The organism is Vibrio sp. ZF 223 (genome assembly GCF_003050585.1).
Classification (GTDB): Bacteria; Pseudomonadota; Gammaproteobacteria; order Enterobacterales; family Vibrionaceae; genus Vibrio; species Vibrio crassostreae.
Genome location: NZ_PIGB01000014.1, coordinates 52,357 through 67,321, shown reverse-complemented (window position 1 = coordinate 67,321; position 14,965 = coordinate 52,357). Strand labels below are relative to the sequence as shown.

20 protein-coding genes are annotated in these 14,965 nt (G+C 44.7%); 13 read left to right on the top strand and 7 right to left on the bottom strand.

The window, feature by feature from the left end; genetic code table 11:
- Positions 1 to 3 precede the first annotated feature (3 nt).
- Genes ibaG through mlaF form a run of 6 tightly spaced genes read right to left on the bottom strand, consistent with a single transcriptional unit; the run spans position 4 to position 3,313 of the window.
- Positions 4 to 258, bottom strand: a complete 255-nt coding sequence (gene ibaG, locus CWO13_RS21345; RefSeq protein ID WP_017058924.1) for a BolA family iron metabolism protein IbaG — start codon at positions 256 to 258, stop codon at positions 4 to 6.
- A gap of 13 nt (positions 259 to 271) precedes the next feature.
- Positions 272 to 580 carry an STAS domain-containing protein gene (locus CWO13_RS21340; RefSeq protein WP_004735315.1) on the bottom strand — a complete coding sequence of 103 codons (309 nt, stop codon included), beginning with the start codon at positions 578 to 580 and terminating at the stop codon, positions 272 to 274.
- Positions 580 to 1,194: an MlaC/ttg2D family ABC transporter substrate-binding protein gene (locus tag CWO13_RS21335; RefSeq protein ID WP_258186400.1), complete on the bottom strand. Its 615-nt coding sequence runs from the start codon at positions 1,192 to 1,194 to the stop codon at positions 580 to 582. Before CWO13_RS21335 ends, CWO13_RS21340 begins: the two co-directional genes overlap by 1 nt.
- 49 nt (positions 1,195 to 1,243) lie before the next feature.
- Positions 1,244 to 1,735, bottom strand: coding sequence for an outer membrane lipid asymmetry maintenance protein MlaD (mlaD, locus tag CWO13_RS21330; protein ID WP_048662139.1), 492 nt, complete (start codon positions 1,733 to 1,735; stop codon positions 1,244 to 1,246).
- Between the two features lie 2 nt (positions 1,736 to 1,737).
- Complete coding sequence (gene mlaE / locus CWO13_RS21325) at positions 1,738 to 2,517, bottom strand: lipid asymmetry maintenance ABC transporter permease subunit MlaE (protein ID WP_017632286.1); 780 nt, start codon at positions 2,515 to 2,517, stop codon at positions 1,738 to 1,740.
- Between the two features lies 1 nt (position 2,518).
- Complete coding sequence (mlaF, locus tag CWO13_RS21320) at positions 2,519 to 3,313, bottom strand: phospholipid ABC transporter ATP-binding protein MlaF (protein ID WP_102478656.1); 795 nt, start codon at positions 3,311 to 3,313, stop codon at positions 2,519 to 2,521.
- 264 nt (positions 3,314 to 3,577) lie between these two features.
- On the opposite strand from mlaF, the gene CWO13_RS21315 reads away from it, so the two are divergent.
- The 12 genes from CWO13_RS21315 to mgtE all read left to right on the top strand — a co-directional run bounded on the left by CWO13_RS21315 (position 3,578) and on the right by mgtE (position 12,850).
- Positions 3,578 to 4,543 carry a calcium/sodium antiporter gene (locus CWO13_RS21315; RefSeq protein ID WP_048659266.1) on the top strand — a complete coding sequence of 322 codons (966 nt, stop codon included), beginning with the start codon at positions 3,578 to 3,580 and terminating at the stop codon, positions 4,541 to 4,543.
- Positions 4,544 to 4,577: 34 nt separating this feature from the next.
- Positions 4,578 to 5,549 carry an arabinose-5-phosphate isomerase KdsD gene (kdsD, locus tag CWO13_RS21310; protein ID WP_102432495.1) on the top strand — a complete coding sequence of 324 codons (972 nt, stop codon included), beginning with the start codon at positions 4,578 to 4,580 and terminating at the stop codon, positions 5,547 to 5,549.
- The gene (kdsC, locus tag CWO13_RS21305; RefSeq protein ID WP_102478655.1) at positions 5,549 to 6,106 is read left to right on the top strand and encodes a 3-deoxy-manno-octulosonate-8-phosphatase KdsC; all 558 of its coding nucleotides are present in this window, start codon (positions 5,549 to 5,551) and stop codon (positions 6,104 to 6,106) included. Before kdsD ends, kdsC begins: the two co-directional genes overlap by 1 nt.
- A complete protein-coding gene (gene lptC, locus CWO13_RS21300) occupies positions 6,103 to 6,666 on the top strand; it encodes an LPS export ABC transporter periplasmic protein LptC (protein WP_004735306.1) in 564 nt (187 codons plus the stop codon). The genes kdsC and lptC overlap by 4 nt, the downstream gene beginning before the upstream one ends.
- Complete coding sequence (gene lptA, locus CWO13_RS21295; RefSeq protein ID WP_004735305.1) at positions 6,647 to 7,141, top strand: lipopolysaccharide transport periplasmic protein LptA; 495 nt, start codon at positions 6,647 to 6,649, stop codon at positions 7,139 to 7,141. Before lptC ends, lptA begins: the two co-directional genes overlap by 20 nt.
- Before the next feature lie 2 nt (positions 7,142 to 7,143).
- On the top strand, positions 7,144 to 7,869 hold the full coding sequence (gene lptB, locus CWO13_RS21290) for an LPS export ABC transporter ATP-binding protein (protein ID WP_004735304.1): 726 nt from the start codon (positions 7,144 to 7,146) through the stop codon (positions 7,867 to 7,869).
- A 54-nt stretch (positions 7,870 to 7,923) separates the two neighbouring features.
- Positions 7,924 to 9,384 carry an RNA polymerase factor sigma-54 gene (locus CWO13_RS21285; protein ID WP_019821454.1) on the top strand — a complete coding sequence of 487 codons (1,461 nt, stop codon included), beginning with the start codon at positions 7,924 to 7,926 and terminating at the stop codon, positions 9,382 to 9,384.
- 62 nt (positions 9,385 to 9,446) lie between these two features.
- On the top strand, positions 9,447 to 9,734 hold the full coding sequence (gene hpf / locus CWO13_RS21280; protein ID WP_009847742.1) for a ribosome hibernation promoting factor: 288 nt from the start codon (positions 9,447 to 9,449) through the stop codon (positions 9,732 to 9,734).
- 1 nt (position 9,735) lies between these two features.
- Positions 9,736 to 10,197, top strand: a complete 462-nt coding sequence (gene ptsN / locus CWO13_RS21275; RefSeq protein WP_004738707.1) for a PTS IIA-like nitrogen regulatory protein PtsN — start codon at positions 9,736 to 9,738, stop codon at positions 10,195 to 10,197.
- 1 nt (position 10,198) lies between these two features.
- Positions 10,199 to 11,068, top strand: coding sequence for an RNase adapter RapZ (gene rapZ, locus CWO13_RS21270; RefSeq protein ID WP_048659269.1), 870 nt, complete (start codon positions 10,199 to 10,201; stop codon positions 11,066 to 11,068).
- Between the two features lie 2 nt (positions 11,069 to 11,070).
- On the top strand, positions 11,071 to 11,346 hold the full coding sequence (locus tag CWO13_RS21265) for an HPr family phosphocarrier protein (protein WP_048659270.1): 276 nt from the start codon (positions 11,071 to 11,073) through the stop codon (positions 11,344 to 11,346).
- Positions 11,347 to 11,494: 148 nt separating this feature from the next.
- Positions 11,495 to 12,850 (top strand): magnesium transporter, encoded by a 1,356-nt coding sequence (gene mgtE, locus CWO13_RS21260; protein WP_048605905.1) that lies wholly within the window; start codon positions 11,495 to 11,497, stop codon positions 12,848 to 12,850.
- Between the two features lie 96 nt (positions 12,851 to 12,946).
- Here the strand turns inward: mgtE and pmbA are convergent, their stop codons facing one another.
- A complete protein-coding gene (gene pmbA / locus CWO13_RS21255) occupies positions 12,947 to 14,290 on the bottom strand; it encodes a metalloprotease PmbA (RefSeq protein WP_102432494.1) in 1,344 nt (447 codons plus the stop codon).
- Between the two features lie 118 nt (positions 14,291 to 14,408).
- On the opposite strand from pmbA, the gene yjgA reads away from it, so the two are divergent.
- Positions 14,409 to 14,933, top strand: coding sequence for a ribosome biogenesis factor YjgA (yjgA, locus tag CWO13_RS21250; RefSeq protein ID WP_017058909.1), 525 nt, complete (start codon positions 14,409 to 14,411; stop codon positions 14,931 to 14,933).
- The last annotated feature ends 32 nt before the right edge of the window (positions 14,934 to 14,965 follow it).

The window sequence follows — 14,965 nt, the reverse complement described above, 5'->3', positions numbered from 1 at the left end:
ACCTTAAAGTGACATCAGTTTCTTATCACGTTCCCACTCTTCTGGCGTGAAAGCCTTAATAGAAAGAGCATGGATGTCATTACGTTGAATGTATTCCATTAGTGGGCCGTAGATTAGTTGCTGCTTCTTAACTCGATTCATGCCGTCAAAACATGGATCAACCGCAACAACTTCGTAATGACTGCCTTCACCCTTCACGAAAATTTCCTGAAGGTTCAGTGCCTCTGCTAATAATTCTTGTACTTTTGTGCTGTCCACAAATAGCTCCTGCCTAATTTTTTATGTGTTCTGCCATCATTGGCTGGATATTGCTCAATTGGAACAACGTTCGTAATTGTTCTGGCACGAAACTGAGCATTATATGACAGTTTTGATTTTTTGCATGCTCTAATAAGTGAATTAGCATCACCATTCCTGCTGAATCGACTCGATTTATATGGCTAAGGTCAATTTCAACGCTCGATTCCGTCGTTTGCCACTTTTCCAATATACGCCAGATTGCAGGGACACTGTCTCGGTCGATATCGCCGAGCAGCTGATATTCTTTAGAGCTTAGTGCTTGCCATTGAGAATGGCTCATTATTTATTACTCTCAAAACGAATCGGTTGTGCTGCTAATTTCTCTAGCTCGTCAGCAACCTGTAAGATGCCTTCTTGACGAACCTTAGTATTCCACTCCGATTGCTTGCTCGACAACAGGCTAATCCCTTCCGCAACCATATCAAATGCCTTCCACTCGCCAGATTTTTTGTCTTTACGAAGTTTAAATTCAAGCTTGATGTTAGGTCGCGGCGAATCAATGATATCTACCTTGATACTGGTAATACGGCTGTCCGCTTTGATTTTTGGTTCAGGGCCAAACTCGATGGTTTGGTCTGAATATTGAGTCAGTACTTGCGCGTAAGAAGAAACCAAGTATTTACGGAATGAGTCGATAAATACATGGACATCTTTTCTATCCGCGCCTTTCAGATTTGGCCCTAATAACTTAAGTGCCGCATATTGTGCATTCACATAAGGCATCAACTCTTCTTCCACGATCACCTTAAGGAGTTCTGGATCTTGGTGAATGTTGTCTTGTTCGCTCTTTAAGCGCTCAAATGCCACCTCAGCGACTTGCGTCATCATTTGGTAAGGCTGCGTTTTATCAATAGTCGTATCCGCAAAAGCTTGAGTAGAAATCAACAAGGCCATTACAGCGAAAAACCATGTTTTTAAGTGACTCATCGTTTTCAACATCCTCTTATTCCTCAGCTTTATTGTCATCAGAGCCGCCAACGCTATACAGCACTTGGCCAATCAAATCTTCGAGTACCAATGCCGATTTAGTATCTTCTATAGAATCCCCATCGACCAGCATCTCTTCATCGTCAAAAATGAAGCCTGGAACCAAACTGATGTACTGCTCACCGATTAAACCTGACGTTAAAATTTGAGCACTAGAGGTATCAGGAAATTGTGAGTACTTCGAATCAATAGACAATTTAACCACCGGCAGGTAGCTCTCGGTATCAAGCTCAATACTTTGAACTCGGCCAACAACCACGCCCCCCACTTTCACCGGAGAACGAACCTTTAGGCTACCAATGTTGTCAAAGGTCGCTTTGAGATTGTAAGTATGGTTCGAACCTATGCCTTTTACGTCAGCGACTTGAAAGATCATGATTAAGATTGCGCAAATTCCGGCAATAACAAAGGTGCCGACCCATAATTCTAATTTTCGAGTTTGTTGCATGATTAATTCCCAAACATCAATGCGGTAAGAACAAAATCTAGCCCTAATACCGCTAGAGAAGAGTGCACTACTGTGCGTGTGGTTGCCTGACTGATACCTTCTGAGGTCGGTACCGCATCGTAACCATTGAAAAGTGCGATCCAAGTTACGGTGATAGCGAAGACCATACACTTGATCATGCTGTTACCAATATCTCGACCTAGCTCAACAGAAGACTGCATCGCAGACCAGAAACTACCGTGGTCAATGCCTTTCCAATCAACACCCACTAACTGACCGCCCCAAATGCCTACCGCCATAAAGATCATAGCAAGCAATGGCATTGAGATAAGCCCGGCCCAAAGTCGTGGTGCAATAATGCGTTTAAGAGGGTCAACGGCCATCATCTCAAGGCTGGAGATCTGCTCTGTAGCCTTCATCAAGCCAATCTCAGCCGTTAACGCAGAACCTGCGCGACCTGCAAACAGCAGCGCTGTCACTACAGGACCGAGCTCTCGTAACAGAGAAAGAGCGACCATCTGACCAAGGTTCCCCTCTGCGCCGTAGTCGATTAACACGACATAACCTTGCAGGCTGAGTACCATGCCAATGAACAGACCCGAAACTAAAATAATAGCCAATGACTGAACGCCAACGCTATAAAGTTGTTTTACTAATAAAGGGAAGTTTTTTAGTCTCGGGATGCCAAACAACGCCCCGAATAACATCAGGCTTGCTCGACCAAATGACTCGCAAATCGCAAGTGTACGTCTACCGACACCCGCAATAGTTTTAGCTATCATATTAAAACAAATCCTTTTCTAGACTTTGCGCAGGGAATCTAAACGGCACCGGACCATCCGCTTCACCTTGTAAGAATTGCTGCACTCTCGGATCGTCGTTGTTGTACAACTCTTCAGGCGTTCCCGCAGCAATGATTTTGCTATCTGCCATGAGGTAAACCCAATCCGCAATACTCATTACTTCTGGAACATCGTGAGAAACGACAATCGAGGTTAAGCCCAACGCTTGATTGAGGTTACGAATAAGCTCAACCAAAACACCCATGGTGATTGGGTCTTGGCCAACAAACGGTTCATCGTACATGATAAGTTCTGGATCCAATGCGATCGCCCGAGCCAACGCCGCTCGTCTCGCCATACCGCCAGACAATTCACTTGGCATTAACTGTGCTGCCCCTCGTAACCCTACCGCCTCAAGCTTAAGTAATACGATGGTACGAATGAATTTATCATTCAGTTCAGTGTGTTCGCGTAGTGGAAATGCCACATTATCAAAGACATTAAGATCCGTAAAAAGTGCACCCGACTGGAAAAGCATGCTCATTTTTTTTCGTGCTTGATACAGCTTTCGACGTGATAATGCAGGGATGTTGTCGCCATCAAACCAGACTTCGCCTCCATCTGGCGGCAACTGTCCGCCAATCAAACGCAACAAGGTCGTTTTACCAATCCCTGACGGCCCCATAATTGCGGTTATCTTACCTTGAGGAACCTCTAAACTTATATCATCAAAGATAACGCGATCACCGCGTGAAAAGCTGAGGTTCTTAACTTTCACAAGCTCAGTGTTCAACATATTTTTGTTGTTTCCTTGCTTTAAAAAACGCCAATTATGGCTGCAATAATAATGAGTCTACTTTAGAATTAAAAGCACTGTTCAATTAATTCATATTAAACAGGAATCTATGCAGGAATTTGAAAGCATTAGAAAATTATCTATTGAGCTCTCTTTCTTGCCAGCTAACTGGTAATTAATTTGCCGAGTGACTTCCCTTTTATCTAGCAACAGGTCAAAATTAGCGGTTAATTCTCCGTTTTTATTAATTTTTTAGGAATCATCATGCTTGAAGCGATTGCGTTTCTTATTATCGGTCTAGGTTTTTTGGTGTGGAGTGCAGATAAGCTGGTTTACGGTGCCGCAGCTCTTGCTCGCAACTTCGGTATTTCACCACTAGTTATCGGTATGACGATCTTAGCAATGGGGTCTTCGGCTCCTGAAATGATGGTTTCTGCAACAGCAGCCCTTGATGGCAAAACAGATACAGCCGTTGGTAACGTTTTAGGTTCAAACATCGCCAACATCGCGCTGATTTTAGGTATTACAGCACTGATTAAGCCATTATCTATTAGCTCAGGCGTGATTCGTCGTGAACTACCATTAATGATCGGTGTTACTCTACTAGCGGGCGCCCTACTGTGGGATAACCATTTAGGCTTCTATGAAGGCGTGTTGTTGTTTGTTCTTTTTGCCGCGTTTTTGTTTGCTATGTTGCAAATCAGCCGCAGCGAGAAAAAGAACGGCGATGCTTTCCTTGATGAACAAGAATCAGAAATCCCAGAGGGTGTAAGCAACCCTAAAGCCGCAATGTGGGTCGTGATTGGCCTGATCATCCTGCCTTTGGCTGCTGATATGCTGGTAGATAATGCGGTAATCATCGCGAAATATTTTGGCATGAGCGATCTTGTCATAGGTCTAACTATCATTGCCGTAGGTACTAGTCTGCCTGAGCTTGCCGCATCACTTGCTGGTGTTATGAAGGGTGAAGATGATATGGCCGTGGGTAATATCATTGGCTCAAACGTATTCAACATCCTTGCTGTTATGGGTATCCCGGGCATCCTAAACCCTTCGATCTTGAGCGAGTTCGCTATGGGTCGTGACTTCTGGGTAATGCTAGGCGTATCGCTACTGCTTGTTGTTATGGCACTAGGAAAATCTCGTAGCGTGAATCGTATTGAAGGCGGAGTGTTAATTATCACGTTTGTGGCCTACCAAAGTTACCTACTAATGAACATGTCGGCTTAATTGTTGATTTAACTTCCCGTACTTGGAGTATTTGATGTCTCAGCCATTTGATTACCGCAGCGTTGCAAAACAAGTTTTGGAAACCGAAGTTGCAGGTCTCACTCAATTAGACCAATATTTTAATGATGATTTTTGTAAAGCTTGCGACCTTATCCTGAACAACAAAGGCAAAGTCGTTGTGATGGGCATGGGTAAATCAGGCCACATTGGCAACAAAATAGCAGCAACGTTAGCAAGTACCGGGACATCTGCTTTCTTTGTGCACCCAGGAGAAGCAGCGCATGGCGACTTAGGCATGATCGAACCTGGCGATATTGTGATCGCAATATCCAACTCAGGCGAATCGGGAGAAATCCTCAGCCTATTCCCTGTATTAAAGCGTCTGAACATCAAGATCATCAGCATGACAGGTAAGCCAGCATCAAACATGGCGACCTTGTCTGATATCCATTTACAAATTTCAGTACCGGAAGAAGCGTGTCCACTGGGCTTAGCACCAACAACCAGTACCACGGCGACTTTGGTTATGGGTGATGCATTAGCCGTTGCACTTTTGCAGGCTCGAGGCTTTACCGCTCAAGACTTTGCATTGTCTCATCCAGGTGGCGCTTTAGGTCGTCAACTGCTGTTAAAACTAGACGACATCATGCACACAGGAGATGCACTCCCTGTTGTTGCACCAAATGCGCTAGTACGAGATGCTCTGTTAGAGATATCTCAAAAAGGCTTGGGCATGACAGCCATCGTTGGTGAAGATGGCCAAATGGCCGGTATTTTTACCGATGGTGATTTACGCCGAATCCTAGACAAGCGCGTTGATATTCATAACACGCAGATCGGCGACGTAATGACACTTAACCCAACTGTAGCAGAACCAAACATGCTCGCAGTAGAGGGATTAAACTTGATGCAAGCTAAAAGCATCAATGGCCTGATGTTGTGCCATGAAGGTAAGCTGGTTGGAGCCTTAAACATGCATGACTTACTGAAAGCAGGAGTAATGTAATGACACAGACAGTCGAAACCTTATACGGCACAGTAGATGCTGATGTATTCGCAGTAGCAAAAGAGATCAAACTACTAATTTGCGATGTCGATGGTGTATTCTCTGATGGTCGCATCTACATGGGCAACAACGGTGAAGAGCTGAAGACCTTTCACACTCGTGACGGTTACGGCATTAAATCACTGATGAACGCGGGTATTAAAATCGCGATCATCACTGGTCGTAAATCTCAAATTGTTGAGAATCGAATGACTGCTCTAGGCATCAAGCTGATTTATCAAGGCCAAGACGATAAAGTTAAGGCATACCAGGATATTTGCGATAAGCTTTCTGTAAATCCTGAAAACACAGGTTACATCGGCGACGATCTGATCGACTGGCCTGTGATGGAAAAAGTTGGCTTGAAGGTCTGTGTAGCAGATGGTCACCCGCTACTTGCAAAGCGAGCAAACTACGTGACAACCATTAACGGTGGTCATGGTGCGGTACGTGAAGTTTGCGACCTTATTTTACAAGCAAGAAATGAACTCGACGTGCATAAAGGTTTAAGCATATGAGTTTTACTCGTATTATCTATTTAATACTAATATTTATTGCCTCTTGGTCGACCTATTACCTGTACGACAAAGAGCAAACATCAACGATACAAGTAGCTCCAAATTTGGAGCTGCCCGCGTTTAGTGGCAAAAGCCTAAACAACATTAGCTATGACGAAAGCGGTATTCGTAGCTATCAGGTTGAATCGACGTATTTAGAACATTACTCAGTGGTTGGCGATACGCACTTTCAAAACCCGGTTCTTTCGGTATTCCGAGAAGGACACACGATTGAATGGCAAGTCACCGCTGATCGCGCGATTATGGATGAGAATCAAGTTGTCACTTTTTATGACAACGTCGTGGCAAAGAACCTATTGCCAGAAGCCAGCTTCGATACAATGACTACAGATAAAATGGTTGTTGAGCTGCCTAGCCGAGATTTTTATTCAGAGACTCCGGTCCATATGATCGGTACATTTTTTGAAACTGAGGGACAAGCAATGAAAGGTAACTTCGGTACCAACAATGCAACCCTCTTTAATTCTGTTCAAGGTAGATATGAAACTCTTACACCTTAGTTTATTCGCTTTGACCCTTGCGGCACCAAATGTCTATGCCCTTTCTTCGGATAGCGAGCAACCTGTCTACATTGACTCAGACAGCCAGCAATTGGATATGAAAAGTAATCAAGTAACCTTTCTTGGTGATGTAAACCTTAAACAAGGCAGCATCAATATCAATGCCGATAAGGTTATTGTTACCCGCAACGCCGTAAACGGCGAGATTGAAGAAATTCAAGGCTTCGGTAAGCCAGCAACCTTCTCTCAGCTTACTGACGATGGTAAGACACTCTACGGTGAAGCTGACGACCTGCATTACCAGCTTGTTGCCGACAAACTGATCATGACCAAGAATGCGATGCTATCTCAAGATGGCAGTATCATTCGCGGCTCTAAGATCACTTACCAGATCGGTTCTCAGAAATTAGTCGCTGACAGTGGTGAAAACAAACGAGTGTCAACGGTTTTACAACCAACGGAAGTGAATAAGTAGCGATGGCTGTTCTTAAAGCAAAAAACCTAGCGAAAACCTATAGCAAGCGTAAGGTAGTAACCGATGTAAGCTTGCAGGTAGAGTCAGGCCAGATCGTTGGTCTGCTTGGGCCTAACGGTGCAGGTAAAACCACGTCTTTCTATATGATTGTTGGTTTAGTTGCGCGTGATGAGGGCACCATCAGCATTGATGACCGAGACATCAGTATCTTGCCAATGCACAGTCGCTCTCGTCTTGGTATCGGTTATCTACCGCAAGAAGCATCGATTTTCCGTAAGTTGTCAGTTGAGAACAACATCATGGCGGTATTACAAACCCGTGATGAGATGACCAATGAACAGCGTCAAGATAAATTGGAAGACCTGCTTGAAGAATTCCACATCCAACATATCCGCACCAGTAATGGTATGGCTCTGTCGGGTGGTGAGCGTCGTCGTGTTGAGATTGCTCGCGCACTAGCAGCAAACCCGCAGTTCATTCTTCTGGATGAACCGTTCGCTGGTGTTGACCCGATCTCGGTTATCGATATCAAAAAAATCATTGTTCACCTACGCGATCGTGGCTTGGGCGTTTTGATTACCGACCACAACGTTCGTGAAACACTAGACGTATGTGAAAAAGCTTACATCGTAAGCCAAGGACACCTAATCGCTGAAGGTACTCCTGAAGATGTTCTCAATAACGAACAAGTTAAACAAGTTTATCTAGGCGAACAATTCCGTCTATGATTATATAGAGAGTATCGAGAGTTCTAAGAATAATAACTAGGTAAGTCACACTGAATGAAACCCTCATTACAACTTAAGCTAGGCCAACAGTTAGCAATGACTCCTCAATTGCAGCAAGCGATTCGTTTGTTGCAATTGTCTACTTTAGATTTGCAACAAGAGATTCAAGAAGCACTTGAATCTAACCCACTACTCGATGTCGAAGAAGGCAATGAAGACACGCCAACATCGGAAGAAAAACCTAGCAGTGACGAAAAAGAAACCGTTGAAGCCACAGAGCAAGACTTACCTGATAGTTCAGACTTAATCGAAAAATCAGAGATTGGCAACGAACTAGAAATCGACACAACTTGGGAAGACGTCTACAGCGCAAACACCGGTAATACAGGTATTGCAGTTGATGACGACATGCCTGTTTACCAAGGTGAAACCACTCAAAGCCTGCACGATTACCTACTTTGGCAACTCGATCTAACACCATTCACTGACACCGACCGAAGCATAGCTTTCGCGTTGATTGATGCCATCGATGACTATGGCTACCTCACTGTAACTTGTGAAGACATCCTTGAAAACTTCGACAATGAAGAGATCGAGCTTGATGAAATTGAAGCCGTACGTAAACGAATTCAACAATTTGACCCGCTAGGTGTCGGGTCAATCAATCTGCAAGATTGCTTATTACTGCAACTGGCAACCTTCCCTCAAGATACTCCTTGGCTCAACGAAGCTAAGTTAGTACTTACTAGCCATATTGACCAACTTGGTAACCGTGATTACAAATTGGTTATCAAAGAGACCAAGTTGAAAGAAGCAGAACTACGTGAAGTTTTGCAGCTTATTCAACAGCTGGACCCTCGCCCTGGCAGTAAGATTACTCCGGATGAAACTGAGTATGTGGTCCCGGATGTATCTGTCTTCAAAGACCTTGGCAAATGGTTAGTGACCATTAACCCTGATAGCGTGCCTAAACTGAAAGTAAATCAGCAGTACGCTGATCTGGGTAGTAAAGGCAACAGCGCCGACAATCAATACATCCGCTCAAATTTGCAAGAAGCAAAGTGGCTAATTAAAAGCCTAGAGAGTCGAAATGAGACGCTACTCAAAGTTGCGCGATGCATTGTTGAACATCAACGTGATTTCTTCGAACATGGCGAAGAAGCGATGAAGCCAATGGTTCTGAATGATGTTGCGTTAGCTGTTGATATGCACGAATCCACGATCTCTCGTGTGACGACTCAAAAATTCATGCACACACCACGTGGAATCTTCGAACTCAAATACTTTTTCTCAAGCCATGTCAGCACTGACAATGGCGGTGAATGTTCATCTACAGCAATTCGCGCACTCATTAAGAAGCTTGTCGCAGCGGAAAACACCGCGAAGCCTCTAAGTGATAGTAAGATTGCTGCTTTACTGGCTGACCAAGGAATTCAGGTAGCTAGACGTACCATAGCGAAATACCGTGAGTCTCTGGGCATTGCCCCATCGAGTCAGCGTAAACGCCTGCTATAAGCTCATTTAGTCGCTAGTTACTTAGCAACTATGATCAGGCAACCAACTGAAAAGGAAAGTCTATGCAAATCAATATTCAAGGCCATCACGTTGATCTTACCGATTCAATGCAAGACTATGTTCACACCAAATTCGACAAACTTGAGCGCTTCTTTGATCATATCAATAGCGTTCAGGTTGTTTTAAAAGTTGAGAAAATCAATCAAATCGCAGAAGCTACCCTGCATATAAATCAGGGGGAAATCCATGCGACAGCAACAGATGAAAGCATGTATGCCGCGATTGATTCATTGGTTGATAAACTCGTCCGCCAACTCAACAAGCACAAAGAAAAGCTAAGTAGTCACTAACATGCAATTAAGCGAAGTACTTTCATTGGACTGCACCAAAAGTGCAGTCCAATGCACAAGCAAAAAAAGAGCCCTTGAGCTCATCAGTCAGATCGCAGCAGAAAGCTGTGGTCAAGATTCAACAGAACTGTTTGAGTGCATGTTGAGCCGTGAAAAAATGGGCAGTACAGGCATTGGTAATGGCATTGCTATTCCCCACGCTCGTATGAATGTCAGTGATAAAGCGATTGCTGTATTACTGCAATGCCAAGATCCCATCGAATTTGATGCGATTGATAATCGTCCTGTCGACCTACTATTTGCCCTGCTTGTTCCAAGTGAACAATGTAAGGAGCATCTAAAAACCCTTTCTTGTATGGCAGAGCGACTAAACGATAAGCAGACTCTGAAACAGTTGCGTAACGCTCAAAGCGATCAAGAGCTTTACGACATCATGATTCAAGTGCCAACTTGCGAGCAATAACATGCGGTTAATCGTTGTTAGTGGCCAATCTGGGGCCGGTAAAAGTGTTGCGCTACGAGTCCTTGAAGACTTGGGGTATTACTGCGTCGATAACCTGCCAGTAAACCTGCTCAACGACTTTGTCGAATCGGTACGTGAGATCAATCAAAACGTCGCGGTTAGCATTGATATTCGTAACCTACCGAAAGAGCCTCAGCTAGTAACAGAAATGCTAGAGCAGCTAGAGTCTGCAACCAACATTGATGTGAACGTCTTGTTCCTCGATGCAAGCAAGCAGACGTTACTCAAGCGCTACAGCGAAACACGCAGAATCCACCCGTTATCGATCGGCCAAGAAAAATTATCTCTTGAGCAAGCGATTGATTTGGAAAAGACACTCCTAACACCTCTCGCAGAGCAAGCCTGCATTGTGATTGATAGTAGTGACTGCAACCTCTACGAATTGAGCGAAAAGGTTCGATTTAAAGTTGAAGGCAAAGAGAAGCAAGAGCTAATCATTGTCTTTCAATCTTTCGGTTTTAAATACGGCCTACCAAGTGATGCCGACTATGTGTTCGACGTTCGCTTTTTGCCGAACCCTCACTGGGAACCAGCACTACGGCCTTTAACAGGTCTTGATGCTCCAATTCACTCTTTTCTAGAAAAACACGCAGAAGTTCTTGAGCTCAAGCAACAGATCCAAGGCTTTGTTGAACAGTGGTTGCCAATGTTGGAGAAGAATAATCGCAGTTACCTAACGGTCGCGATTGGTTGTACTGGCGGTAAACACCGCTCGGTTTATCTAACTCAAAAAATTGGTGAGTACTTCGATCAACTAGGTCATCAAGTTCAAATCAGACACGCCTCCCTAGAGAAGCACCAACAGGGCTAACCATGGAATTAACTCGAACTGTACTGATCCAAAATCGCTTGGGTCTTCACGCTAGAGCAGCCGTAAAATTGGTTGAGCTTGCCCAAAGCTTTGATGCAACCATCACTATCCATAGCGAAGAAGATAAAATCGCAACTGCAGACAGTGTGATGGGGCTACTTATGCTGGAATCAGCGCAAGGGCAACATATTACTATTCAAGCTGCAGGCACCGATTCACAGCAAGCGCTTGATGCCGTCTGTCATCTCATTGAAGACAAGTTTGATGAGGGTGAGTAGCGAAAACGCTTCACTTACAACACATAAGACTCAAACAGTGAACCAACCAATATTAAATCTTAGTTCTATCTAAGTTTATGATTTAAATAAGCCCCAGAATTAAGTTACTATTCCAAACATTGTTAGAATAATGAGATAGGAGGAAAATATGGCAGAGCAATTAGAATTCGACCAAGCTCACCAAACCCTCCAAGAAGTCAGCGAAGCCCTAGAAAACGGCCGATTTGTTCACGTACGCCGACAACTTCAGGACATGGAACCTGAGGATATTGCACACCTTTTAGAAGCCTCCCCTCGCAAAAGTCGTGACGTACTCTGGCAACTCACCGACCCTGAAGACTACGGTGAAATTCTTGATGAACTAAACGAAGACGTCAAAGATGCTCTTGTGTCAAAAATGGCACCGGAGACCTTAGCAGAAGCAACCGAAGGTATGGAAACCGATGACGTCGCGTACGTACTTCGAAGCCTACCCGACGATGTTTCTCGCGAAGTCCTTTCTCAAATGGACTCTGTTGATCGTGCATTAGTTGAAACCGCCCTGTCGTACCCTGAAGATTCAGCGGGTGCGATCATGAATACCGACGTAATCACGATTCGTGGTGATGTCGATGTTGACGTTGTATTGCGTTACATGCGTATGCGTGGCGAACTGCCCGATGCAACTGACGCTCTGTATGTTATTGATGAAGAAGAACGTCTTATCGGTAACCTATCGCTTACCACACTAGTAACGACTCAGCCTGATGTGGCAGTTTCCGAAGTGATGGAGGATGCCGACGAAGCGATCGCGGTTGAAACCAGCGCTTCAGATATTGCGAGCCTTTTCGAACGTCGCAATTGGGTTTCAGCGCCAGTAGTCGATAGCAATCAACACCTTGTTGGTCGTATCACCATCGATGACGTGGTTGATGTTATCCGTGAAGATGCTGAACACTCAATGATGAGTATGGCGGGTATGGACGATGACGAAGATACCTTCGCACCAGTCGTAAAATCCGCTCGTCGTCGTAGTGTGTGGCTTGGTGCTAACGTACTCGCGGCACTTGCTGCAGCATCGGTATCGAATATGTTTGAAGCAACGCTCGACCAAATGGCAGCGATAGCAGTACTGATGACTATCGTACCTTCAATGGGTGGTGTTGCCGGTAACCAAACCGTTGCTTTAGTGATTCGTGGTTTGGCACTCGGTCATATCGGTGACAGTAACAAACGCGAACTGTTACTCAAAGAGGCGGCAATCGGCTTCCTAAACGGCGTTCTATGGGCCGTTATCATTGGCGGTATCGTGGTCGCTTGGAAAGGTAACTGGATACTGGGAGGCATCATCTCAGCAGCGATGATGACCAACTTGATAGTGGCTGGTATTGCCGGTGTAACCATCCCGGTGATGCTGAAGAAAATGAATATCGATCCAGCCCTTGCTGGCGGTATGGCACTGACCACCGTAACCGATGTTATTGGCCTATCTGTGTTCTTAGGCTTAGCCACCATACTGATCTAGTTAGCAGAAGCAGCTAGCCAATTTTTGGCGACATACAGAAAACAAAAAGGGAGCCATTGGCTCCCTTTTTTAATTCATCAATTAGTGTTAATTGAATTACTCACCTGCGACTTTCATTGACTCAAGCAAGATAGAACCCGTTTGAATCTGAGAACGTGTTTCTACGTCGTTGCCGACTGCAACAATCTGAGTAAACATGTCTTTTAGGTTACCCGCAATCGTCACTTCCGATACTGGGTATTGGATCTCTCCGTTCTCAACCCAGAAACCTGCAGCGCCACGTGAATAATCACCCGTTACGGTGTTTACGCCTTGGCCCATCACTTCAGTGACTAGGAAGCCAGTCCCTAACTCTTTTAGCATCTGCTCAAAGTTTTGGCCGGTCGATTTAACAAACCAGTTATGAATACCACCCGCATGGCCTGTTGGTGTCATGTCCATTTTACGTGCGGCATAGCTCGTTAGTAAGTAAGTAGCTAGCACACCGTCAGTGATGATTTCACGATCTTGAGTGAACACACCTTCGCTATCAAACGGGCTTGAAGCCAAACCTCGCAGGATATGTGGTCGCTCAGAAATATTAAACCAGTCCGGTAGGATTTTCTGACCTAGATGATCCAATAGGAATGACGACTTGCGGTAAAGGTTACCGCCACTGATCGCCATCACAAGGTGACCGATCAGGCCAGTAGCTACATCGTTAGCAAACATAATTGGGTATTGGCCTGTTGGTAGCTTTTTCGCATCCAAACGGCTAATGGTCTTTTCTGCTGCTTCTTGACCTACGCGCTCAGGCGTCCATAGCTCATCACGGTGACGTGCAACGGTGTAGCTGTAGTCTCGTTCCATTTCACCGTTAGCGCCTTCTCCAATCACACAGCAGCTCGTGCTATGGCGACTTGAAGCGTAGCTTGCTAGTAAGCCATGGCTGTTACCATAAACCTTAACGCCATAATGGCTGTCGTAGCTTGCGCCATCACTCTGCTTAATCTTGTCGCTATAAGCTAACGCTTGCTTCTCAGCAGCAATCGCAATCTCAGCAGCATAATCAGGGTTTGGTTCATCAGGGTGGAAAAGATCCAAATCTGGAATTTCTCTTACCATGTATTCTTTTGCTGCAGGACCTGCAAATGGGTCTTCAGAAGTGTACTGAGCGATATCAAGCGCAGCCGCTACTGTTTGAGCAATGGCCTTTTCACTCAGATCAGATGTAGATGCGCTGCCTTTTTTCTGGCCGCGATAAACAGTAATACCTAGCGCACCATCACTATTAAATTCAACGTTTTCCACTTCACACATACGTGTTGAAACACTTAAACCCGTTGACTTAGTAATAGCGACCTCAGCTGCGTCTGCACTCACTGATGCCATATCCAACGCTTTAGCTACTGCGGCTTCTAGCTCAACTCTTTGCTGGGCGACTTGCTGTTTTACATCCATATCTATTCTAATTTTTTAGGTCAATATTACGTAGGATAACAAGAATTTCGCTTTCTCCCCAAGATTCTTGCTAAAATAGGCAATATATTCGTTTGAGATAGTGACATAGGCAGAAAAGATGGCTCGCAAAAACCAAAAAGCCCCATGGGAACCAGAAGAAGAAATCATCTGGGTAAGTAAGACAGAAATGAAAACGGACATGGATGCCCTGCAAAAGCTGGGAGAAGAGCTTGTTGGTCTAAAGCCTTCTGTATTAGACAAATTTCCGCTGTCTGAAGATTTGGCACAAGCGATTAAAGATGCACAACGCTTTAAAAATGAAGCGAAGCGTCGTCAACTTCAATACATTGGTAAAGTAATGCGCAATGTCGATCCTGAGCCAATTCAAGCGGCTTTGGATAAAGTACGCAACAAACACTCACAAGCAACAGCTGAGCTACATAAGCTTGAGCAACTGCGTGACCGTGTTGTTGCTGAAGGTGATGCGGCTATTTCAGAAGTCATGGAAATGTACCCTGAAGCAGACCGCCAGCGTCTTCGTCAGCTAGCTCGCCAAGCTAACAAAGAGAAATCTGCGAACAAACCTGCGAAGTCTTCTCGTGAGATCTTCCAAATCTTAAAAGAGCTAAAGCTAGAAGACTAATCGTTATCTCGCTTTACTTATAGAGTGAATAA

What these genes read in the sequence shown, in the direction of transcription:
- CWO13_RS21340 (WP_004735315.1), bottom strand. Translation starts at nt 580, where the DNA reads ATGAGCCATTCTCAATGGCAAGCACTAAGCTCTAAAGAATATCAGCTG.
- CWO13_RS21335 (WP_258186400.1), bottom strand. Translation starts at nt 1,194, where the DNA reads ATGGCCTTGTTGATTTCTACTCAAGCTTTTGCGGATACGACTATTGAT.
- mlaD (WP_048662139.1), bottom strand. Translation starts at nt 1,735, where the DNA reads ATGCAACAAACTCGAAAATTAGAATTATGGGTCGGCACCTTTGTTATT.
- mlaE (WP_017632286.1), bottom strand. Translation starts at nt 2,517, where the DNA reads ATGATAGCTAAAACTATTGCGGGTGTCGGTAGACGTACACTTGCGATT.
- mlaF (WP_102478656.1), bottom strand. Translation starts at nt 3,313, where the DNA reads ATGTTGAACACTGAGCTTGTGAAAGTTAAGAACCTCAGCTTTTCACGC.
- CWO13_RS21315 (WP_048659266.1), top strand. Translation starts at nt 3,578, where the DNA reads ATGCTTGAAGCGATTGCGTTTCTTATTATCGGTCTAGGTTTTTTGGTG.
- kdsD (WP_102432495.1), top strand. Translation starts at nt 4,578, where the DNA reads ATGTCTCAGCCATTTGATTACCGCAGCGTTGCAAAACAAGTTTTGGAA.
- kdsC (WP_102478655.1), top strand. Translation starts at nt 5,549, where the DNA reads ATGACACAGACAGTCGAAACCTTATACGGCACAGTAGATGCTGATGTA.
- lptC (WP_004735306.1), top strand. Translation starts at nt 6,103, where the DNA reads ATGAGTTTTACTCGTATTATCTATTTAATACTAATATTTATTGCCTCT.
- lptA (WP_004735305.1), top strand. Translation starts at nt 6,647, where the DNA reads ATGAAACTCTTACACCTTAGTTTATTCGCTTTGACCCTTGCGGCACCA.
- lptB (WP_004735304.1), top strand. Translation starts at nt 7,144, where the DNA reads ATGGCTGTTCTTAAAGCAAAAAACCTAGCGAAAACCTATAGCAAGCGT.
- CWO13_RS21285 (WP_019821454.1), top strand. Translation starts at nt 7,924, where the DNA reads ATGAAACCCTCATTACAACTTAAGCTAGGCCAACAGTTAGCAATGACT.
- hpf (WP_009847742.1), top strand. Translation starts at nt 9,447, where the DNA reads ATGCAAATCAATATTCAAGGCCATCACGTTGATCTTACCGATTCAATG.
- ptsN (WP_004738707.1), top strand. Translation starts at nt 9,736, where the DNA reads ATGCAATTAAGCGAAGTACTTTCATTGGACTGCACCAAAAGTGCAGTC.
- rapZ (WP_048659269.1), top strand. Translation starts at nt 10,199, where the DNA reads ATGCGGTTAATCGTTGTTAGTGGCCAATCTGGGGCCGGTAAAAGTGTT.
- CWO13_RS21265 (WP_048659270.1), top strand. Translation starts at nt 11,071, where the DNA reads ATGGAATTAACTCGAACTGTACTGATCCAAAATCGCTTGGGTCTTCAC.
- mgtE (WP_048605905.1), top strand. Translation starts at nt 11,495, where the DNA reads ATGGCAGAGCAATTAGAATTCGACCAAGCTCACCAAACCCTCCAAGAA.
- pmbA (WP_102432494.1), bottom strand. Translation starts at nt 14,290, where the DNA reads ATGGATGTAAAACAGCAAGTCGCCCAGCAAAGAGTTGAGCTAGAAGCC.
- yjgA (WP_017058909.1), top strand. Translation starts at nt 14,409, where the DNA reads ATGGCTCGCAAAAACCAAAAAGCCCCATGGGAACCAGAAGAAGAAATC.